At 41.7% G+C, this 22,473-nt stretch carries 15 protein-coding genes; 6 read left to right on the top strand and 9 right to left on the bottom strand.

What is annotated here, in order from left to right; genetic code table 11:
• Positions 1-415 precede the first annotated feature (415 nt).
• Positions 416-676, bottom strand: a complete 261-nt coding sequence (locus CWC28_RS18105) for a zinc ribbon domain-containing protein (RefSeq protein ID WP_063704025.1) — start codon at positions 674-676, stop codon at positions 416-418.
• Positions 677-1,339: 663 nt separating this feature from the next.
• On the opposite strand from CWC28_RS18105, the gene CWC28_RS18100 reads away from it, so the two are divergent.
• Positions 1,340-2,092 (top strand): substrate-binding periplasmic protein, encoded by a 753-nt coding sequence (locus tag CWC28_RS18100; protein ID WP_105173733.1) that lies wholly within the window; start codon positions 1,340-1,342, stop codon positions 2,090-2,092.
• A 1-nt stretch (position 2,093) separates the two neighbouring features.
• Here CWC28_RS18100 and CWC28_RS18095 read toward each other — a convergent pair whose 3' ends face one another.
• The 3 genes from CWC28_RS18095 to CWC28_RS18085 all read right to left on the bottom strand — a co-directional run bounded on the left by CWC28_RS18095 (position 2,094) and on the right by CWC28_RS18085 (position 8,251).
• Complete coding sequence (locus CWC28_RS18095) at positions 2,094-3,599, bottom strand: phospholipase effector Tle1 domain-containing protein (RefSeq protein WP_138625556.1); 1,506 nt, start codon at positions 3,597-3,599, stop codon at positions 2,094-2,096.
• 127 nt (positions 3,600-3,726) lie between these two features.
• On the bottom strand, positions 3,727-7,248 hold the full coding sequence (locus tag CWC28_RS18090) for an ATP-binding protein (RefSeq protein ID WP_138625555.1): 3,522 nt from the start codon (positions 7,246-7,248) through the stop codon (positions 3,727-3,729).
• A 52-nt stretch (positions 7,249-7,300) separates the two neighbouring features.
• The gene (locus CWC28_RS18085) at positions 7,301-8,251 is read right to left on the bottom strand and encodes a GGDEF domain-containing response regulator (RefSeq protein WP_233999090.1); all 951 of its coding nucleotides are present in this window, start codon (positions 8,249-8,251) and stop codon (positions 7,301-7,303) included.
• A gap of 146 nt (positions 8,252-8,397) precedes the next feature.
• Between CWC28_RS18085 and CWC28_RS18080 the strand changes: the two genes are divergently transcribed.
• Positions 8,398-10,845 (top strand): EAL domain-containing protein, encoded by a 2,448-nt coding sequence (locus CWC28_RS18080; protein ID WP_138625554.1) that lies wholly within the window; start codon positions 8,398-8,400, stop codon positions 10,843-10,845.
• Here the strand turns inward: CWC28_RS18080 and CWC28_RS18075 are convergent.
• From CWC28_RS18075 to CWC28_RS18065, 3 genes are all read right to left on the bottom strand, one after another.
• Complete coding sequence (locus CWC28_RS18075) at positions 10,842-11,414, bottom strand: manganese efflux pump MntP (RefSeq protein ID WP_119853239.1); 573 nt, start codon at positions 11,412-11,414, stop codon at positions 10,842-10,844. The genes CWC28_RS18080 and CWC28_RS18075 overlap by 4 nt on opposite strands.
• Positions 11,415-11,499: 85 nt before the next feature.
• The gene (locus CWC28_RS18070) at positions 11,500-13,629 is read right to left on the bottom strand and encodes a hypothetical protein (protein ID WP_138625553.1); all 2,130 of its coding nucleotides are present in this window, start codon (positions 13,627-13,629) and stop codon (positions 11,500-11,502) included.
• A gap of 120 nt (positions 13,630-13,749) precedes the next feature.
• Positions 13,750-15,054 carry an NAD(P)/FAD-dependent oxidoreductase gene (locus CWC28_RS18065; RefSeq protein ID WP_063527669.1) on the bottom strand — a complete coding sequence of 435 codons (1,305 nt, stop codon included), beginning with the start codon at positions 15,052-15,054 and terminating at the stop codon, positions 13,750-13,752.
• A 259-nt stretch (positions 15,055-15,313) separates the two neighbouring features.
• Here CWC28_RS18065 and CWC28_RS18060 point away from each other — a divergent pair, with 259 nt between their 5' ends.
• Positions 15,314-17,248 carry a RecQ family ATP-dependent DNA helicase gene (locus CWC28_RS18060; protein ID WP_138625552.1) on the top strand — a complete coding sequence of 645 codons (1,935 nt, stop codon included), beginning with the start codon at positions 15,314-15,316 and terminating at the stop codon, positions 17,246-17,248.
• Between the two features lie 52 nt (positions 17,249-17,300).
• Here the strand turns inward: CWC28_RS18060 and CWC28_RS18055 are convergent, their stop codons facing one another.
• On the bottom strand, positions 17,301-18,668 hold the full coding sequence (locus CWC28_RS18055; RefSeq protein WP_138625551.1) for a TrkH family potassium uptake protein: 1,368 nt from the start codon (positions 18,666-18,668) through the stop codon (positions 17,301-17,303).
• Positions 18,665-19,324: a potassium channel family protein gene (locus CWC28_RS18050; RefSeq protein ID WP_054553462.1), complete on the bottom strand. Its 660-nt coding sequence runs from the start codon at positions 19,322-19,324 to the stop codon at positions 18,665-18,667. Before CWC28_RS18050 ends, CWC28_RS18055 begins: the two co-directional genes overlap by 4 nt.
• Before the next feature lie 177 nt (positions 19,325-19,501).
• On the opposite strand from CWC28_RS18050, the gene CWC28_RS18045 reads away from it, so the two are divergent.
• The 3 genes from CWC28_RS18045 to CWC28_RS18035 all read left to right on the top strand — a co-directional run bounded on the left by CWC28_RS18045 (position 19,502) and on the right by CWC28_RS18035 (position 22,464).
• Positions 19,502-20,806 carry a DUF4118 domain-containing protein gene (locus tag CWC28_RS18045; RefSeq protein WP_249324984.1) on the top strand — a complete coding sequence of 435 codons (1,305 nt, stop codon included), beginning with the start codon at positions 19,502-19,504 and terminating at the stop codon, positions 20,804-20,806.
• Positions 20,799-21,467, top strand: coding sequence for a response regulator transcription factor (locus CWC28_RS18040; protein ID WP_063704048.1), 669 nt, complete (start codon positions 20,799-20,801; stop codon positions 21,465-21,467). The genes CWC28_RS18045 and CWC28_RS18040 overlap by 8 nt, the downstream gene beginning before the upstream one ends.
• A gap of 94 nt (positions 21,468-21,561) precedes the next feature.
• Complete coding sequence (locus CWC28_RS18035; protein ID WP_249324985.1) at positions 21,562-22,464, top strand: diguanylate cyclase; 903 nt, start codon at positions 21,562-21,564, stop codon at positions 22,462-22,464.
• Positions 22,465-22,473 lie beyond the last annotated feature (9 nt).

The following is a 22,473-nucleotide window of genomic DNA, read 5'->3' as shown; positions in this document are numbered from 1 at the left end:
GAAAGTTAGAAAGGGGAAAGAAGCTGTCAGCTTTCAGCGGTCAGTCGATCTGTGGGGTTGGTCAGGTCGAGTGTTCTTCTCAGCATTTGAACTGCACATTTTTAGGGTAGGTTGGGTCGAGCGGAGCGATACCCAACATAATCCATGTAAACCTTTTAATTTAAAAGATAAACCAATCAATCAAACGCGATGTAAAATCACTGCTATAGACTCACACCTCGAATCTCGTACCTCATATCTCGTACCTCGTATCTCGTACCTCGTACCTCGCAACTTTACTCTTTCCACTTGAAACTCGCTAACTTAAGACATTTCCCGGCTAAAGCCAGTCCTACGAGGGAAAACATAGGCGCTGGGATTTAGGCTCTAGGACGCGATGTAAAATCGCTGCGACATGCTTGTAACTCGCCAACTATTAAACTGTTTTCTTTGGCTCAACAGCGAACCACATGATGAAGCCGCACTTTTTGCACGATAACAAGGATGCGCTGTCATTCGCCCAATCTAAATTCAAAAACGTCATGCCTGCGGTATTTAATTGCGCCTGACCTAGCTCGAAGTGATGATGCCCACAATGAATGCATTTTGCTTTTACGTTGTTTACTTGGTATTCGTCTGATTTTACTGCATTCACAGCACCTTTAAGGCCTTTGCCTAGCTTTGAAATAAATGACATCTGTAACCTATTTATTAATTGAGAAATTTAAGACAACCCATAAAAGAAAAAGAGAATGGTCCTTTTTTGGGTGTACCTTTTTATCATACAATTGTGTTTGTAGCTAATCGAAACAAGTAGCCATACCGCGATGTAAAATAGCTGGCTTTTAATTGTTAGACGTCAGATGTTAGATTTCTGTCGAGCTGTGGGGTTGGTTAGGTCGAGTGTTCTTCTCAGCGATTTAAGCCTTGTAGGAGGTACTTTTGTGCCGAATCAAACATAAATGAGAGCGGTCAGCTTTCAGACGCGCGAAACAAGTTTCACGCCTACGGGGGAAAACATAGGCGCTAGGTTTTGGGTTCTAGGACGCGATGTAAAATCGCTGCTACCTCGTATCTCTTAACTTTACTCTTTCCCCTTGAGGCTCGCTAACTTAAAACATTTCCCGGCTAAAGCCAGTCCTACGGGAGAAACATTAGGCGCTAGGTTTTGGGTTCTAGGGCGCGATGTAAAATCGCTGCTACCTCGTATCTCGCACCTCGAATCTCGTATCTCTTAACTTTACTCTTTCCCCTTGAGGCTTGCTAACTTTCCGTTTCTCATTTCACACATTGGTCTTTCAGGTATTATCAACCATACTTGAATAATATGATTTGTAAGTATTTAAACTAAGGTGGGTTAATGGGGTTAAAAGCGCTGTTTTTACTTGTTGTTGCTGTATTGAGTAACTCGGCTTTTAGCTGCGATAAAACCTTAAAAGTGGGGATTAGTCAGCAGTGGGCACCTTATGCTTTTACGCAAAATGGTAAGCTCACCGGCATTGATATTGATGTGGTTAATTTAGTGCTAAAAGAGGCAGGGTTTTGCGCTAAATACGTTGTTATGCCTTCATCTAAACGGGGCTTTGCAGAGCTTAAGCACGGTAAAGTTGATTTACTACCCGCGGCAAGCTATAGCACAGAGCGTGACTCTTTTAGTTTCTTTTCAGAGCCTTACCGTAATGAAGTTATGCGCTTGTTTTGGTACCCGCATGGCCGCTTAGAGTCTTTAGACTTACAAGGGCTGCTTGAACACCAGCAAGTTATTTTAACTAACAGCGGTAGTTACTTTGGCTCTGATTTTACCCATTTGAAAGAAGACGCTAAATACAAAGATCAGCTTGTTACTGTGTCATCTTTGCGTCAGCGCCTCGCTATGCTAGTTGCTAGGCGGGTCGATTTTTTTGTTGATGATGAACTAGCTGGTTTATATTTAATTCAAAAAAATAATCAGCAGGGTATCGAGCTGCATCCGTATATTGTCAATAATGACAGTGTTTACTTTATGCTCAGTGAAACAACCCTGTTAGCAGAAGACAGAGCCGCTATTAACTCAGCAATTTTAAACAACCAGCAAGCGATAACGGAGATCATCGCTCGCTATGTTAAACATTAAATCATCCTAAACGAGTCACGCGCAGTTTAATGCGCCCCGCATTCGCCCCATAAAAGCGGTTTAGGTCGTTGGCAAACGGGCAAAACTCACCTGATTTAGCAATACGAATATCAGCACCCTCAGCAATTTCAAACAAATGCTCGTCGTTGTTATCGATAGCGCCAATCAACGCAAACCATTGTGCGTGAGGTAAACGTCTAAACGGTTCAAGCACGGCCATTGGGATTTCTTTTACCCCAAGTTGGATATTGTCACGGTGCCATCCGGCAGGGCCGCAACTAATGCCGTCGTCATACCAAGTTTGCTCAGGATAAGGCGTAAATCGGTAAGTACCACCTTGCTCTAACATTAAGCCGGTGTGGTTGTACTTTTCGGCGCCATACACAAACACATCTTTACTTTCGTCTATGCTCAGCACCGTCATATTTTGCTTATCAAGCGCAATATGCGGACTTAAGCCCTTAAAGCTTAAGCGAGTTTCGTCATTATAAAGTACGTCGTAATGAAGGCTCTTTAACGACTCTGGGCGATAGCTTGTTAAGCGATTAATGCGCTCTGCGACTGTGTAATGAATGGTTGGCGCGAGCGTGCTTTGTTCGTTATCAACCAGTACACAGCATTCGCGATCTACCAGTTTAAACAACGGGTTAAACCAAAAATAGTTTTGCTGATGACTCAGTGCCAGCGGATCTGGGGTAACGGTTACATCATCTTGGGCAATGAGGTTTCGATGCTCTGCTGGGAGCAGGGTGTTGTAATTGATATCCGCACTGGTAAGTAAGTTTAATGCAACGGTTTGTTCTATCAGCCACTCAATCGCATAGCGCAGGCAAATGTCGGCTAAACCATCACGATAATAGCCACCACCCACATCTGAATGGGCGCCCGCAAACCATACTTCTTGCACATGCGGTGCACTATTAATAAGTGTGGGTTCAAATGCACGGCGCTTTTCATCAAGTGCGACGCAATGAAGGGCTGATTTTATATTGCTTGCTAGTGTGTAGTTTTCAAAAATAACGTGCTCAGCACCGCGGGTTGCTTTTGTTACTTTTGAAAAACCAATTGATGCAACGGTATCAAATACACATAAGTAAACATCATCACTAATAAGTGGCTCTAAACATTTGGCAAAGCGCCTTGCAAGAGCTGCACCGCGGCTAAAACCAGTCAGTAGTATTTTATCACCCACTGTGTAATAGCTTTTAAAGTCGCTCATAGCACGATTTAGAATGCTGGCAACATCATCACCTCTTGGTGCAAGGGCTTGATTGAATAAACGTCGAAAGCGGCTACCTTGGGTGCCTATGCCTTGATAATAAAAGCTAAGTTGAGTAGGAAAGGGTGTTTCGGGTTCGCTATTGAGTGCGCCGCCAAACAATAAATGAAGTTTAAGAATATTAGAAATACTGGCGTCTTCTTTGAAGTGTGCAGCGCTGAATTGTTCAGCATCACGAGGTTCGCTGCCTGTGCCATCAAAGTTGAAAATCAGCGTTTTAGCGGTCATAGCGTCATTCCTTTAGTGGTTTGTATAAACATACTCCCACTTTATGAAAATTAGAAGACAAATATGCGGCGCTTTAATGAAAAATGGGCTTTGATTTTCAAAGCCCATTTATTTGCTCTCAATAAAATTAGCCGACCCTGGCTACGGTATGCTTTTGTAAAATTTCTAACAAAATCTCGTAGTCTTTTTCGATTTCGAGTAGCTTAAGTTGAATATCTTTTAGCGTATTGCCCTTACTTGCGGCCAGTACCTCTAGTTCAGTAAAGTGCTGGTGCAATTTGGCTGCACCCACATCGCCACAGGTCCCTTTTAGAGCATGGCTGGTGGTTGCAATCGCATGGTAGTCTTTGTCTTTGATTGCTTGTGTTAGTAGCGTTATTTTTTTATGTGAGCTTTCTAAAAACATCTTACTTACTTTATTTAATAGCACTTCGTTATTCATTAAGCGGCCAAGGGCTGCTTCGCGATTCCAATGCTGTTTTTCTTCATCGATTAATTCTCCTTGATTTATAGCCGGCGACTGATTTACCTCAGGCACAGCAATCGTTTTTGGTACGGTATGATGTTTAGGGTACGTTGATGCAACCCATTTCGCTGTAGTGGTGATGAGCTTATCGGCACTGATTGGTTTTGTGATGTAGTCGTTCATACCTGCATTTAAGCACTTTTTACGCTCGCCAAGCATAGCATTGGCAGTCATGGCGATAATAGGAATGTCGCTATGGTGCTCTCCACCAGCCCCTTGACGTATTTGTGCCGCAGCATCATAGCCATTTAAAATTGGCATTTGGCAATCCATCAAAACACAATTGAATGGGTCGTCATCTGCTGCATTTGCTAATATTTCAATGGCTTGCTTACCATTCGATGCCATTTCAAAGCGCAGTGCCAAGCTCATTAACGTGCCTTTGGCGACTGCGGCATTAATATCATTATCATCAACAATGAGCACTTTTGCTCCAGCAATATCAACATCTATGTGAATTTGTGTATCAGTCTCGCGACGAAGTGGTGTTGTGTCTTGAGCTTGCTGCTCTTGGATGAGTCGTTCATCAGCCAGTTTGAGTAAAAACTCAGAGATAAGCACAGGTTTAGATAACCGCGTAAAGGCACAGTATTTAGCCTGTGGTGGTGGCTCAGTTGGGTTTATAAGCACTACTAATTTAAAGGGCAGATTATGGTCGTAAGTGTTTTCACTATAGCTATCAAGTTTTGCGAGTAACGGGTTGCCTGGCTCTAATATCAGCGTATCAAAGGGCATGTTATCGTTAATTTCAAAGCTTTCTAGGTCAACATTCGTGAGCTGTCCACCGCAGTGAGAGATGAGTTTTGTTAGGCTTCGTTCAAGCTCTGGTTGTTTGACTGACACTGCAAACACGCTGTCTTTTAAGCGACTGCTTGGTTGGCGTTTTTCTACATTTTGGCTGTCTAATTGAATGGTAAATGTGAAGGTACTGCCTTTACCTTCGGTTGATTCAAAGGATATGTGTCCATTCAGTAAACTAGCTAGTTGCTTACATATCGATAAACCAAGCCCAGTGCCCCCATATTGTGCGGCCACACTGTTATCGGCTTGGGTAAAAGCACTAAACAATTTATTTTGGTTTTCAGGCGCAATACCAATGCCGGTATCTTGAATTGTGCAGCATAGCTCAACGTTACCATCGCTAAGTCGCTTACTCGCGGCGGTAAATTTTATAAAGCCCGTTTTAGTAAATTTGATCGCGTTATTTATTAAATTGGTAAGCACTTGTGAGTAGCGATGAGGGTCAGTAACAATCGAGCTGTACTCAACATCGGCAATATCTAAAATAAATTCAAGGTTTTTCTCTTGGGCTTTAACAGCCATACTGCCACTTAAGCTCTCAAAAAACTTGATGGGGTTAAAGGCTTTTTGGTCTAAGTCGAGTTTGCCAGCCTCAATTTTTGATAAATCAAGAATGTCATTAATGAGTACATTTAAGCTATTAACGCTTACCTCGGTCATTTCTAAATAATGTTGCTGTTGGTTACTTAATGACTCTCGTTTAATTAAATTGAGTGTGCCGATAATGCCGTTTAAGGGAGTACGCATTTCATGGCTGATATTGGATATAAAAGCGCTCTTAACTTGGCTGGCTTTTTCTAGCTGGGCAGTTCTTTGTGCAACTTTAATTTCGAGCTCGTTATTAATTTGCTTAATTTTGTCATTAGCAATTTTTTCTACGGTCGTGTCGCGAATGAGGATGGCTGTGCCGTTGTGCTGATGATGATCATTAAAAATAGCTGAAAAAGCGAGTGCTAAATGGGTCGTTTGTTGATTGGTTAACTGATAGTCGACTTCAATTTCATGTTGTTTTCTATTGGTTTTAAGGGAGCTGCAGATTTCTTTGATATTAATATTTGAAAATAGATTCAACTTGTTTATATCTGCCCCTAATACTTGCTCCCTCTGAAAACCAAACAAGTCAGTGGCCGCTTTATTCCAACTAGACACAAGACCAATATCACTGACCGCAATAATGGCATCTTTTGAACCGCTAATAATGGCTGAAGACACCGCTCTTGCCTCGGCAAGCTCGCGGTTACGCTTTAAATTTCGATGCAAAAATCCAAGCACAAACACTAAAAAAGCAGAAACACCCAGCAAAAAAACATAGGTGCTGATCCTTTGCTCGCGCTCCATCGCATTAATTTCAGAGTGAGGTAGCATAATGTGGGCATCTATAAACCCGGTTTCTAAATCTCCAGTAAATGGAATGCGTTTACTTAATGCTTCGTATTGTTGCCCGCTTGCAAGGTTAGAGCTAATGCTGAGTATATTTTCTAGATAGGCGGGTTCAGATTTATACACTGAGTCCCAACGTTTGTTTGGCGCTAAGTCGCGACTAAAGCGAAAGTCTTCATTTGGGTGTACTAAAAAGTAGCCTTCGCTGTCTGTTAGGATCAATGAGTTTGGTGCTTGTACCATCGCATTAAGAGATGCAAATAGGTGAGAGGTGTTAATGTTTGCAATAATCAGCCCATAGCGCTGCATATTTTCATCAAAAATGGGTAAGGCAATACGTAGCATAGGTTTATAAGGATAGTCGAGCTTTCCATATTCTCGGTTGAGTGTTATTGCAGATAAATACATATCACCCTGTGGTAATTGCGAACTTTGCTGATAATAGTCACGGCCACTTTTATCCTGTAACTGACTATCGGCTTTTACAACTATGCCACCGGCAGCTCTGTCTACTCTGATCAGTTCTTGTCCTGCTTGTTGCGTACTGATGATACGTAATTGCTCGAACTCAGCGTTGGATTGTAAAAATGCAACGAATATCGTTTCTAAACGTTTTTTCCATTGCTTTGAGGTGGTGCTATCTAGCGGATCATTGCCATCGTTCGCAGCGGCTCTTGCAAGCCCTGCTATGGGTGGGGTGGAGTATAAAAACTGTAAATCGTTTTTGTATTTGTTAATACTCTCATGTATCTGCACATTTACGGTAGCGCTTGATTCTCTCAGTCGTTCAGCAACATTGTTATTAATATTTTTATGAAGTTGTAGCTCGAAAAAGAAGATTGCTGAGCACATAATGGCGCCGATAAAAGCAATCGCTAATGGCACTAAAAAGCGTCCTTCAGAGGTTGTCGCTTTTTTCTGGTGTAATACTTCGTAATCCATGGTTTAGCCCTCCATACCGAAAACGTGAGTCGGTAGTAAGGTTTGACTAAGCTTAAAAACTAAAACTGGGTTCAGCAAGTATGCAAACACAGCGGTTTCTCCCTTGATGCTTGGCTTGATAGAGCGCTTTGTCGGCACAGCGAATTAGCTCGTCAGTGTCGATGGCTTCATGCCCAGAAAATGTTGCGCTACCAATACTAATAGAGAGTACTCCAGAGGTTGCATGTGGGTGTTCAATGTTTAGTTCACGAATGTTTGCCAAAAGCTTATGGGCAATAAATTGTGCCCCTTGAATATCGGTGTCTGGCAATACACATAAAAATTCTTCACCGCCATAACGAATAGTAGTATCGGTTGGGCGGTTAACACTTTTTTTGATTTCATCAGCAACACGTTTTAGGCATTCGTCACCTTGTTGATGACCAAGAGAGTCGTTGTACTGTTTAAAGTAATCAATATCGAGCATTAATACCGAAAGGGCTTTATCGTTTCTGACGGCTAAACGAATGTTTTGATCAAGGGTGTTTTGTAAAAATCGTCGGTTGTTTAAACCTGTTAGGCTGTCGTGCTCACAAAGACTTTTGAGTAAATCGGCTTGTTTTTTTAAGGTCAAATGTGCTTTTACGCGATTAAGTAATGTGACGCCATAAACCGGTTTTGAGACAAAATCGACGGCGCCTGCTTGCCAGCACCTATTTTGGTCATCTTGATCCATAATAGCGGTAATAAAAATCACCGGTATATCGTTGTACTGGGTGTGTTTTTTTAATAGCTTGCAAACATCTAGGCCGCTCATAGAGCCAAGCATCACATCAAGCAGTATTAAATCTGGCTTAAGGGTTTCGCACAGGTGCAGCACGTTTTCACCGCAATCTGTGGTGTGAGTTTTATAGAAGGGCGCGAGCAAACTTTCTATTACGGTTGTATTAATTGGTTCATCATCAACAATCAAAATAACAGAATCATTAAGCTTTAAATCTGTGCTACTAGCTACCGGCTGCAAACTATTCCCTCCACGCGATGAATAAAGCATAGACCGGATTTTGGGATTTTCTACAACTTAAGAATTAAAAAATTATTTTTTATGTTGGCGTGTCTGCTGAGATAGGACTAGAGTTTTTTTAAGTACTATTTACAGAGGCGATGGGTATGCTTTTTTCTCATCATGATCATTCACACAGCAAAGTGCTTGTTGTTGATGATGAGCCGACTAGTTTGATGATAATGGCCGAGTCATTAAGTGACCTTGGTGAGATTGTTTGTTGCGATAATGGCACACAAGCAATTGAGAAAGCTGCTTTCTTTCAGCCCGATGTGATTTTGCTCGACATTGAAATGCCTGGTATGAATGGCTTTGAAGTATGTCAAAAGCTTAAAAACAACCCAAGAACCGCACAAAGTCATGTGATTTTTGTCACCTCGCATAATGAGCAAATTTTTGAATATCAGAGTTTTGCAAGCGGCGGAATTGATCTTATTCATAAACCCGTTGATTTGAACATTTGTCGCCTAAGAGTACAAAACCAGTTAAAGCTTAAACACCAAGAGGCGCAAATACTGGCTGCAAAAAATGATATTTCGACACTCGTTGCGCAAGTACCTGTGTATATATCTTACTGGTCAAATACTGAGGAAAACCTCTTTAGTAATGATGAAACCTGCCATTGGTTTTCAAAAACCAGCGAGCAAATGCTTGGTTGTTCCGCTAAAGATGTATTACCAGATGAATTGTATGAGGCTTTTCACCGCTGCTTAACTGAGGGCATAGAGCAAGAAGTTTTAAATATTCAGTTGCCCTGCCCTCGCAATAGAATTGAATATGTTCGAGCGCAAATAAATTTAAGAATAAAAGAGCAAGAGGTTGTTGGTGTCATTCTTACTCTTTCGGACATCACCTCAATTACCCATACAAAAAAACTGTTATCGAATGAGTCAGAACGTTTACGGGTTATGCTTAATTCTATTGGTGATGCCGTAATAGCTACAGATAATAATGCAATTATTAACTTTATGAACCCTATTGCTGAGCGATTAACGGGTTGGCACGCTGAAGAAGCAAAAGGACGCCATATTGAAGAGGTAATGCAACTCACTGATGCCACATCAAACAAAAAAATTATCAATCCAATTTCTGTTGCTTTAAAAGAGCAGCGCATTGTGGCGATGGCGTTAAATAGTCAATTAACCGGGCTTGATGGACGAGTTTATAGAGTCGAAGATTCAGCTGCGCCAATACGGGATATTGAAGGAAACATCATCGGCGGTATTATCGTGTTTCATGATGTCAGTGAATCAATCGCGATGGCCGTGAAAATGAGTCATTTAGCAAATCATGATTTACTAACGGATTTGCCTAATCGGGTGTTATTGCATGACAGGGTCACCCATGCATGTAAAGTTGCTCGCAGTATGAAGAAAAAAGTGGCCTTAATGCTGATTGATATCGACCACTTTAAATATTTAAACGACACCCTAGGTCATCATCAAGGCGATTTAATTATTAAGCATGTGGCTAAACGGCTTGAATCACTCATCGATTTGAATACCACGTTAGCTCGAATTGGCGGTGATGAATTTGTGATTTTATTACCTGACGTGCAGAGTACTACTGTGGTCGATGCCATTGCCAGCGATATTATTAACACCATGAATGAGCCGTTTCGTATTGATAGCCAAGAGTATATTTTATCAGTCAGTGTGGGGGTGAGTGTTAACCCTGCGGACTCTACTCAAGCAGAAGAGATGATGACTCATGCCGATGCAGCCATGTACCGTGCGAAAGAGCAGGGACGTAACCGTTTTTGCTATTACTCCGATGACTTAGAGTATCAATTTAAGCAGCGTCAAAGCGTTGAAAAGCTCTTAAGACATGCTATTGAGCAAGATAAGATTGAGGTGTTTTATCAGCCGAAACTAGCGCTCGCAACCCGGAAAATCATTGGTGTAGAAGCCTTAGTGCGACTAAGAGATAACGACAATAAACTTATTTCACCACTGGATTTTATACCCCTTGCTGAAGAAACAGGCTTGATTCATGCGCTAGGTAAGTCAGTGCTTAAGCAAAGCTGTATCGCTGCGAAAGAATGGGCTGATAAAGGCCATAATATAAAAGTTGCCGTGAATATTGCTGCAAAACAGTTTACCGATGGTAATTTTTGTAATCTCGTTGCTGATACCATTGAACAAGCGGGGCTTGCCAGTGAACTGTTAGAGCTGGAAGTAACTGAAAGTGCGTTGATGCATGATTTTGAAGAAATAAAAATGATGCTTAATAAGCTCTCTGACTTGGGGTTAACCATTGCCATAGACGACTTTGGTACGGGCTATTCAAGTTTGTCGTATTTAAAACTCTTCCCCGTCGATGTACTCAAAATAGATCAATCTTTTGTGAGAGATATGCTCACTGATACGCAAAGTATGGACATTGTTAGAACCATCACCAGTTTAGCGCATACCTTGAATTTACAAATAGTGGCTGAAGGTATTGAAGAAAAGCAGCATTTAAATAGTTTAATCGATTTAGGCTGCGAGCTTGGGCAAGGGTACTATTTTCATAAGCCCATGCCCAAAGAAGAGTTTGATAAGCTATTAGGTTAAGCCATGGTGTGGCTGTACAGGATGCCACAGCCGATAAAGATAAGTGCAACACCGCCAATTGCTTCGGCCTTTTTTCCAACCCAGCCACTCATTACGTTACCAAGTAGTGCGCCGATGGTAACCATAATTGTGGTTGCTAGGCCTATCATGGCGGCTGCTAAGTAAATGTTCACTTTCATGAAAGCAAGGCTAATACCAACTGTCATGGCATCGATACTGGTGCCAACAGCGGTTAGTAATGTGGCAATGAAAGAGCGCTTGGTATTCGGTGCAAGTTCCTCTTCATCGTCGTCATCTTCTTTACGACTCTCTAGCAACATATGAATGCCTAAACCCACTAACAACACAAAGGCAATCCAGTGATCAAAGGCTTCAACGTAATCTGCACCGGCACTGCCAATTAGCCAGCCAACAATCGGTGCGATAGCTTCGATACAGCCAAACAATAAACCAAGCTTGATTGCACTCAGAACGCGAGGATTTTTAAGCGTACTGCCTTTGGTGATTGAAGCTGCAAAAGCATCAGTCGACATTGCAAGCGATAAAACGCTTAGAGTAATAATATTCAATTTTTGCGCCCCACAAAAAGTGGGCATTATACGCGGATGAGCTGTAAACAGGTAGGTTAATTTACGGCTCAAATAGCTAAGGAGCTTAATAAGCGCTGTACTGATAGTTATTCATTACAGTGCCATCTTTGGGTGCAAGTTTTGGCTCAAGTTTAATAAGCTCTTCATAAACATCGGGGACAAAAACTTTTAGACGCTGGGCACGACGAAAGTGGTTAGGCTCATATTGGTCAACAAGTTTTAATGCGCTTGGCATATAGTCTGCAAGAGTTTGTGTGTTATAGCTTTGCTCCAGTGCTTGGTCGAGAATATCAAGCCCAGGTTTAGAAAAATCATGTGCAACTGCAAGGCTCATTAAAAACTTAACTGCTTCTTTTGAATGCATGCTTGCATAAAAATACATATCGTTGTTTTGCATGTCTTTTAATGAAAAATCAAAGCCACTATCGGCTAATGTTTGCCATTGTGCTAATGGTAACTTAGTAAATACAAAAAGATTTTCAGGTGCAGTTGGAGCGACTCTGTTTTGCCAAATAGACGTCAATTGTTGAGCGTTTTCTATTGTTGCTGCAAGCAACATATTTGTCTGGTGGGTACTGAGTTTTGCTGTTTGGGTAATCGTTGCAACAGTACTAAAGTCTTTTTCGACAATTGCTTCTTTAAAGGCTTGATACTGCGTTGAGGTTTGATATTTATACTCATTTGAATGCAAGAATTGCCAATTATGAACTTGTACAGGGTCGATTTCTTGAAGCGTATTGGGAGTTAGTAAGCCTTGTTGCGCTTCGAGCGTTTCTAATTCTTCGAGTGCTTGAGAGCGTGTTTTTATCGCTTCTAGTGAATTGATCCGCTGATCTATCGTTTCACACTCAGGAGTTATTTTTTTGGCTTGCTGTTTTTGTCTCTCATAGGCACTGAGTGCTTTTGATATTGCAGAGTTATCTTTTTCTTTACGTTTAAATGCTTGGTTATTTGGGATTAGCTTTAAATCTTTGAACTGAGAAAAAGCATCATTAGCAACTTGGTCGCCAACAAATAAAAGGCTACTCGGTAAAAATGAAGATTTAAGCATCAGTAGCCTATCGTTCGGTGTGTCGCGCACAAGCTCGCCGTGAGCTCGATAACCTTTATTTTTTAGATAACTTAGTGTTTCTAAGTGTTTGCTCTCTAGTGGCTGTACTTCGCTATTTGAGCTGCCCTTTAGGTTTACAATGGCTATATCCATCGCTGTAAATACATTTGGCTGATTAGTGGGCTCAATACCTCGTTCACTTAACAACTTTAAAATTGGTACGTTAAATTCACTCACAGCCACATCAGCAAGGTTTAAATACAGTTGTTCATCTATAAAGTCATCACTCATTGCTGTAGGCGAGCCGCCTAGCTGTGCTGTTTGAGAGATCAGTGCTGTTAAATAATCATTAGGTAAGTTGCTTTTTAAAGCCACAGCGATATCGTTAACAGTAAACTCTTTGCTGGATATTGCGTTTTCAAACTCAGTCAAACTAAGCGCATGAGCATTAGCAAGAAACAAAATAGATGGTGAAATGAGCCGTGATGGACCGATTTTAAATGGTGTTTTTAAATAGGTATTAAAATCATCGTTGTTATCTAATAGTTTGTACAATGCTGTTTTGTTTACTTGCTCAGGTAATGGAACATTAAACATCATTGAACCTGTATTTTGGCTAAGGGGTCCATTAATTGCCGTTAGTTGATTGATTGTATCTGCATCAAAATAATCAATGACCTCAAGCCCTTGCCAGCTTTTTAGTATGCTAACAGATGAGGCATATTGAAATTGCTGTTCTGCATTCTCTTTGATTGCGTTAATAACTAAGGTATTAAATGAACGGTAAGATATTTTCACAAGCTCTGAATAACTTAAAATATCTTCAAGAGAGTCGCCGTCTTTTAATGCTTGTTTAATCGCTGCCTCTATTTGACTGTGATCAGCTGCAGCTTGAGTGGCTTTTAAACTTTGTTGCTTACACTGGTGTTTGGCTAGCTTGAGCTTAGCCAGCTCTGATGCTTTGCTATTTGGCAGGCTTAATGGTTCAAATAAACTCGTAGCGTTATTTTGTTCAGCGACAGTAGCAGAAGATGTCGAGACTTTGTTGCTTATCGCTTCGATGGGAGTGGGTTTATCTAATATCAGGTAAGTCCCACAGGCACAAAGCCCTGCAAAAACGGTTAGTGAAATACCTTTTTTCATATTCAATCCATGGATTTATTTTGCCTGAAGTGTATGGCTTTATATTTTGATGTCAATGACTTGGGGACGAAGTGCACAAATAGCCGACAAACAACTAATTTGCCGGCTTTATGCTGTAGCTTAATGCAGTTTCATTTTTGGCCTAACAACGCGTAGTACTTTTTCGCTGATCCACAGTGCAAAGGTTTTTGCACTGCCATGGATGGCACGTTGATGCATACGATAGAGCGAAATATACATAAATCGCGCTATTTTACCCTCTATAAAAAAGCTATTACTGGTTAGGTTGCCCATTAAACTGCCTACTGTGCTGTAGCGTGACAAGTTAACTAAAGAGCCATGATCACTGTAGGTAAAGGCACTGAGAGGCTGGCCTTTGAGTGTGGCTATAAGGTTTTTTTCAACACATTGCGCCATTTGATGAGCCGATTGCGCTCTGGGTGGCACTTGTGTGCCATCTTCTTGAGTAAATGCACAGCAATCACCAATCACAAAAATATCGTCATTAACGCTACTTTGCAGATATTGGTTCACCTTAATTTGGTTATTTCGGGTAAGTTCAAAAATACCAATGTCTTTAATGAAATCAGGGGCTTTTACACCCGCAGCCCAAACCATAATATCGGCTTTGATATGTTCATCGTCTTTGGTGATAAAGCTGTTTTCTGTGGCCTCTTTTACTTGCGTGCCTTCGCGCACCGTTACCCCTAATTTAACCAGTTCACGCTTAGCCGAGTTTGCAATTCGCTCGGGTAACGCGGGTAAAATTCGCGGCCCTGCTTCAATTAAATCAATGTGTAAGCGTTTAGCGGTCATTTTATTCAGGCCATACATTTTCAGCATGTCTGATACATGATAAAGCTCTGCCGACAGCTCAACCCCGGTTGCACCACCACCCACTATGGCAATGGTTAAGGAGTGCTGAGGGTCGTCATCTTGATGTAAGCGGGTGAAGTTATCGAGTAGAGCATGCTGAAAGCGCTCAGCTTGTTGGTTTGAATCAAGGTAAAAACAGTGCTTGTTAACACCTGGGGTATTAAAGTCGTTACTGACACTGCCTATAGCAAGTACGAGGTAGTCATAACTGACTTGGCGCTCAGGTAAAATACGGTGGCCAAGTTCGTCTTTTAACTCACTTAAAGTGATGGTTTTGTTGGTTTGATCTAAGTGGCAAAAGCTGCCGAGTTGAAAATTATAATGATGTTTTGCTGCATGAGCTGAGTATACAACGCCGTCTAAATCGGCATCAATCGACCCCGTCGCTACTTCATGAAGTAACGGCTTCCAAATATGGCTGCGGTTTTTATCGATTAAAAGTATCTCTGCTTGGCGTTTTTTCCCGAGTTTGTGTCCTAATTGTGTTGCTAGTTCTAAGCCACCAGCGCCACCACCGATTATCACGATTTTAGGAGGTTGGTTAATCATTACGTTGCCCTCAAAAGTATAATACCTAAACACTCTTGCGAAAAAGCGCTTAGGTATTGTAAGTCCATCCATCAATACCCCATGGCAACGTGCTCATTGTGCGCCTTTTTACTGATTTTGTCAGTACCTGTTAAGAACAATATAGTGCGCTTAGTTATATCAATGGCCTTGGGAGATTGAGTTAAAAAGGTTAACATGGCTAATTCGCAGTAAGAGACCTATCATTACCTGAAAAGGGAAATGAAAGTGAGGGATCAGGATGACTACACCACTACACACTTCGTTGAATCAATACTTTGGCTTTAATGAGTTTCGCCAAGGTCAGCAACAAACCATTGAGCAGTTATTAAATCAGCAATCGTCGTTGGCAATTTTTCCAACTGGCTCGGGTAAATCTTTGTGCTATCAATTAACTGCAATGCACCTACCTAATTTGACCTTAGTAGTTTCGCCATTATTGGCACTGATGAAAGATCAAATCAGCTTTTTAAATAGCAAGGGTATTTACGCGGCAAGCCTTGATTCAAGCCAAACCAGTGAGCAAAGTCATACGGTAATGAGTGATGTGCGAGCAGGAAAGGTGAAAATTTTAATGGTCTCAGTTGAGCGTTTTAAGAATGAGCGCTTTCGTGAATTTATTAAACAAGTGCCTATTTCGATGCTGGTGGTTGATGAAGCGCACTGTATATCTGAATGGGGTCACAACTTTAGGCCTGATTATTTAAAACTGCCGCGCTATCGTGAAGAGCTTAATATTCCACTGGTATTGCTACTTACCGCCACCGCCACTAAAAAAGTGAAGCGTGATATGTGCGAGCGATTTGCCATTGCCCCAGAATGTGTGGTGCAAACTGGCTTTTACCGCAGCAACCTCGATTTATCAGTGCTCAGTGTTGCAAGCCAAGAAAAATCTCAGCAATTAGCCAGTATTATAGCCAGCCAACAAGGTGCTGGGATTGTTTATGTCACCTTACAACATACCGCTGAGCAAGTAGCCGAAGGTTTGGCAAGAGCGGGCTTTAATGCGGTGGCTTATCATGCAGGCCTTGAGGATGATAAACGCTGGCAAATCCAAGATGATTTTATGGCGGGTAAAATCAATATCGTCGTGGCAACTATTGCTTTTGGGATGGGCGTTGATAAGTCTGATATTCGTTTTGTGATCCACTATGATTTGCCAAAATCGATTGAAAACTATAGCCAAGAGATTGGCCGTGCAGGGCGAGATGGTGCGCCGTCAAACTGTTTTACCCTAGCAAACCTTGATGGCTTAAATACCGTTGAGAACTTTGTTTATGCCGACACTCCCGAGCAAAGTGGGATTGACTATGTCATTAATAACATTCGCAACGAGCAAACGAATAACCAGTGGGAAATGCAAGAGTACAGCTTATCGAGCGAAAGTAATATTCGTGCTTTAGCGTTAAAAACCTTACTGGTGCAGTTAGAAATACAAGGGGCTATTACACCGTTATATGCCTATTACGCCGATTTTAAATATAAGTTTTTAACGGAGCAAAACGAGCTACTTAGCCAGTTTGATGCTGACCGACAAGCATTTTTACAACAGGTATTCAAACATACTGAGTTTAAGAAAATTTGGGGCACACTTAATTTTGATGCGTTAACCCGTGCCACTCAAGTTGATAGAAAGCGCGTGGTTGCAGCGCTCGATTATTTGGCCGAAAAAGGTCATATTGCCCTTGAAACTAAACGTATTACGCAAGTGTATGAGGTGAATAATTCGGTAATAAACCACGCTGATTTAGCACCGCAACTTCACCAATATTTTATCGAAAAAGAACAGGCCGAAATTAAACGTATCGCCACTTTAGTACGCTTTTTTGAGCTAGATAGCTGCTTAAGTTATAACTTAGCTCGCTATTTTGATGATCAACATGCACCCCAGCAATGTGGCCATTGTTCAGTGTGTAGAGGCCAGCAGGTAAAGCTTAGTTATTCATTAGTGCATCAAATGCCTGAGCAAAATGTGATTGCCAGTAAAGTTGCTGAGCTTAAACAGCACTTAGCCGCTAAAGGGATTAGTGATGTCAGCATCGATACTCAATGCCGCTTTTTAGCGGGCATGAGCGTGCCTTTATTTACCCGTAATAAAGTCAGGCAGCTTTCAGGTTTTGGTTTTTGCGAACAGCAACGTTACAGTGACATTAAAGCCCTGCTACAGCAGTTGTAGCAGGGCTTTAGGTTTACAGTATTAAACACTTAAAAGTGTCAAAACTGTACACTTAACCAATTTGAATACTGGTAGTCGGGTAGGTCAAAGGTTGGCTGTGCTGGCGAGCAAAACAATAAGCAAATGTTAATGGCCCAACCCGACCTATCAACATCAATAATATGATGATGAGCTGACTAGGCGCACTTAAATCCCCAGTTATACCTCGCGAAAGGCCTACGGTACTAAGTGCCGAAATTGCCTCAAAGGTGATATCTAGTAACGACCCTTGTTCAAGCTTGGTGATGATCATAATGCTGGTAAAAGCGATAAATAAGTACAGTATCATGACGCTTAATGCCTTGATCACCAGCTTGTCGCTCAGTTGACGGTTAAACACGGTGACCGTGGTTTGCTGTTTTAAATAGCTTCGCATCGCTAAAATTAGGATCACAAAGGTGCCTAGTTTTATGCCGCTCGCCGTACTGACTGAGCCACCGCCAATTACCATCAACAGCATAGTCAAAAGCGTTGAATCTTGACTCAAATCATCAATCGGTAGGGTATTAAACCCTGCGGTACGAGGTGTCACCGCTTGAAACCAAGCCGTTAATATTTGCTCAGACGTTGATAGCGGCGCTAATGTCGCGGGATTGGCGTGTTCAAAGAAAAAAATCAATATAAATGTGATGCAGTTGAGCACTAAGGTGGCAATTAACACCAGGCGGGTATTAGTTGATAGTAATGACCAGCGCTTTTGTTTGTAGATATCAATCAGTACGGTAAACCCTAAACCGCCGATGATAAACAAAGCGGTGATCACCACGTTTACGGTTACATCGCCCTTGAATGCCGATAAGCTATCGCCACTTAACGCAAAGCCCGCATTATTGAACGCCGAAATCGTATAAAACAGACTGTGATAGGCGCTTTTTAGTGCGCCATAGTCATCGAACCAACTAATAAAGAGTAAGCAAAATGCCACTGACTCAATCACTAATGAATACACTAAAACATACTTAGCGACCTTGATCACCGAGGTTAAATCGTTGGTGTCAAAAGCGCGGCTAGCGAGTAAGCGTTGCTGTAAGCCTAGGGTTTTTCCTAAACTTAAAATTGAAATCACCGCCACGGTCATAAAGCCAATGCCACCTATTTGAATCAGCAACATGACCACGCTTTGACCAAATACAGTCAGATCAGTACCGGTGTCGATGACCACTAGCCCTGTTACTGTAACCGCAGAGGTTGCCGTAAATAATGCATCGAGCCAGCTGATCGGTTGAGTGCTTGCCATTGGTAGCATAAGCAAGCCCGTGCCGAGCATAATTAACACAATAAAGCCGATAGTGAGCACTAAAGGTGGGTTTATTTTTTGCCGCTTACGGCACTTTACACCGCTAAATTGTTTAGGGTAAACATTGGCTTGCCAGTTAATCATAATGCACGAAACCGTTTTGCTAATTTAGTTAAGTAAGTTTTAGAGCCCAGGAGCACCAAACTATCGCCGTGGCGCAGTTCGGTATCGTTAGTCAGCTCTGTATTGAAGTAATCATCACGTCGTAGTGTGAGTGGTTTAATATCGCTATTACGTTCTTTGAGTAGCCAGCCAATTTTGCGACCTGAAAGCTGCAGATCAATGCCTAGTTCAACAATAAATGTGGATTGGTTAAGCGGGAAATATTGATTAACCATTGGGTAGTTAAGCGCTTGTGCAACCCTCACGCCCATTTCTTCTTCAGGGTGAATGATGCGGTCAACGCCGAGTTTACTTAGTATTTGATGGTGACTTTTGGTACAGGCCTTTACCCAAATTTGCTTTACGCCTAAGTTTTTTAAATGCAATACACATAAAATACTGGCTTCAATATTCTCGCCTATGGCCACCAATACGGCTTGGCAACTAGGTAAATCGAGCCGTGCTAATTGTGTTTCATCACTGGCATCAACCACCACGGTAAAACTGAGTTGGTCGGCATAATGATTAACGGTGCTTTCGCTAATATCGGCAGCACACACTGTATGACCTTGTTTTGAAAGTTCTAAACAGGCGGTTACGCCAAAACGTCCTAATCCGATTACTGCAAACTGAGCCATTGTCTTTCTCGCTGTTGTGGGTACGCGCTAAATGCTAATGGCAAAAAAACAGAAGTCTTTAGAGAGGTTGAAAGCTTTATAAAGATTTTATGCCGAGATAAAAAAACTTTATAAAAACTTTATAGTGACAAAATTGAAAACCCTTTAATCTAATAGGGACAAACAATAAGTGAAAAGATGATGCAGTCAGTATTCAAAATACAGTATTTAAAAGCCGCATTTTTAAGTGTGTTGATGCCACTTGTGGTGGTGCTTGCGATATTTCCGTTTCGAGAACTGTTTACAACCACCGATATTGCGATGCTACAGCTACTGTGGGTGACATGGGTTGCGGTGCGCAGTAATCGTCGTGTTGCAGCGCTTACCACCTTGGTGAGTGTTGCCTGCATGGACTGGTTTTATGTGGTGCCTTACTTTACTTTTCACATCGAAAATATTGAATATGTGGTCACCTTTTTGGTGATGTTGATTGTAGGTTTAGTGATAAGCCACCTTGCCGGAGAGCTCAATACCAAGGTTCGCGATGTGCAAGCCCATGCAAGTAATAGTCGCTTATTGTATGAGTTAGCAAAAAAGCTTAATGATCTCGATAGCCTTGAGGAGCAAAAGCAGCTGTTTTTAACAACCATGGCCGCGCATTTAAAGGTTGCATGTGACTGGCAGCTAACAGCGTCTAAGCAGTTTATTTATTTAAATGAACAACAAGCGGAATTTGGCGGCATCGCGTTTGCCAAATCACTTAATGCAGAGCAACAGGCTTTGGCGAATACAGCGTGCTCTTTACTGTATCAGGTTCAAGAAAAAACTTTACTACGCGAGCAATCTGCGGCGATAAAAGTACAGGCGGAGCTAGAGAGGTCAAAAAACACCTTATTGCGCAGTTTATCCCATGACTTACGCACGCCATTAGCGACCATTATGGGCGCATCAAGCATGTTGGCTGATGATGATATCCAACTAAGCTCTGAGGTTATCAAAGAGCAAGCTGCTAATATTTATGAGCAAAGTAAAATTCTTAACCAGCACTTTGATAAAGTCATGGAGCTCAGTAAAGTGAATAAGTTAGCTGAGAATATTAAATGGCAAAAACTACCCATTTTGACCTTAATCAGCGAAGCTAAATCACGCCGTCAGCAACAACTACAAAACTTTAAACTGCATATCGAAGCTCAGCAACAAAGCATCTGTTTTGGCGATGAAACCCTACTGGAAATTGCCTTTGCCAATATGCTCGAAAACGCAGCCCGTTACGGAAATGGTTCGGCGAACATGCAATTTATTGAAACACAAGACGAATACCAAATTGTGTTAACTAACCCTTTTGCTAATAAGCACGAGACAAGTCAAGATGAAGGCGTTGGCTTAGGGAGTGTGATCTGCGATGTGGTTGCTAAATGTCATCAGGGGCGCTTTGAATTAACCCTCAATGAGCAGACAAAGCAGGCAACAGCTAAATTAATTTGGAGTAACAGTCGTGGCTAATATTTTGGTTTTAGAGGACTCACCGCCTCTGCAAAGTTTTTTAAAAACACTATTAAAAGCCAGTGAACATGAAGTCAGTGTGTGCGCCAAAGGGCTTGATGCGTTTGCACTTTTAAGCCAGCAGCAGTTTGATTTAGTGCTGCTTGATTTAGGCTTACTCGATATGGATGGGCAAGATTGGCTGGTGGAGTTTAGGCAGTGGAGTCTGCTCCCGGTATTAGTACTTTCTGCACGGGATGGCGAAACAGAAAAAGTCACCGCCCTTGATAACGGCGCCAACGATTACCTAACTAAACCATTCAGCGCAAACGAATTATTAGCGCGTATTCGGGTGCTTCTGCGCACACAAACAACACCAAGCCTAACGTTGCAATGTGGCGATATTCACATCGACCCGCATAAGCACGTGGTCCGTAAAGGTGCTGAAGAAGTTAAACTAACTAAAAAAGAGTACGCTATTTTGCTGTTGTTATTTCAGCAAAAAGACAAGGTGTTAACGCATAACGCCATTTTATCTGAGGTGTGGGGCGAGCAGTATATTAATCGCCCTGAATATGTTCGTGTACATATTGGTCAGTTAAGACAAAAGCTTGAACAAAATGCGGCGAGTCCTAAACATATCTTAACCGAGCCTGCCGTAGGTTACCGCTTAGTTGAATAAACTATCGCTTAACAACGCTTTAAGTTGTGTTTGTCACAGACCTTAGGTACTGTTTTGGGAAATAAAATAATAAAGCGGAAATCTTTCATTGGCTATGCATCAAAACACTGGGCAAGGCATTAGTTCACTGTCGAATACCCAGCTTGAAGACGTGATTGCAGAAATTGAGCAAGCTATAGAGTGGCATCAGTCATGGTATAAAAATGTATTAAGATGCTTAATTGCAGATACTCCCGCAAATGAACAAGACTTAGCAGATAATGCTCATAACCTCTGTCGCTTTGGGCAATGGTTTAATAAGCTTCCCGAGCAGACCCTAAACCTTCATCCATATTTTTCAGAAATCGCTTGTGCACATAAAAAAAAGCATCAAGGTGCCACGGTCCTGTTATCGTTAAAAGAGTCTAAGTCTGTTATTCCGGCTAATTTATTGGACCAGTTTCATGCCGATTTAGATAGCTTGCATGAATTATTTGAAACCCTTATTGATGAATTCTCTGAACTGCTGCACACCCGAGACCCTTTAACCGGTGCATCGAACCGAACAAATTTAGTTGAAAACCTGCAAAAAGAGCATGAGCTTTGCAAACGTAAATCGCTGAGCTGCGCACTGATAATGATCGACCTTGATCACTTTAAGCAAGTGAATGATGAGTTTGGTCATGCTGCAGGTGATAAGGTATTAATAGCCCTTGTTAAATGCATTAAATCTCATCTAAGAGAGTACGACCAATTGTATCGCTATGGCGGCGAAGAGTTTTTAGTCTGCTTACCGCAAACAGAGCTAGAAGGTGCCAAATCACTTTCTGAGCGATTAAGAGCTGGCGTTGAAGTTTTAAAAATTGAAATTGGCAAAGGTAAACACATTAATGTAACTGGCTCTTTTGGTGTTACGCTAATAAATGCCGATGATGATATCGAAGCAGCGATCGAGAGGGCCGACCAAGCTATGTATCAAGCTAAAAAGTCAGGCCGCAATCGAGTGTCTGTGGCTTAAACAACGCTT

The organism is Pseudoalteromonas sp. S4492, assembly GCF_005886115.1.
Taxonomy (GTDB): Bacteria; Pseudomonadota; Gammaproteobacteria; order Enterobacterales; family Alteromonadaceae; genus Pseudoalteromonas; species Pseudoalteromonas gelatinilytica.
Note: the sequence above shows the minus strand (reverse complement) of the source record. Positions and strands in the feature narration are given on the sequence as shown.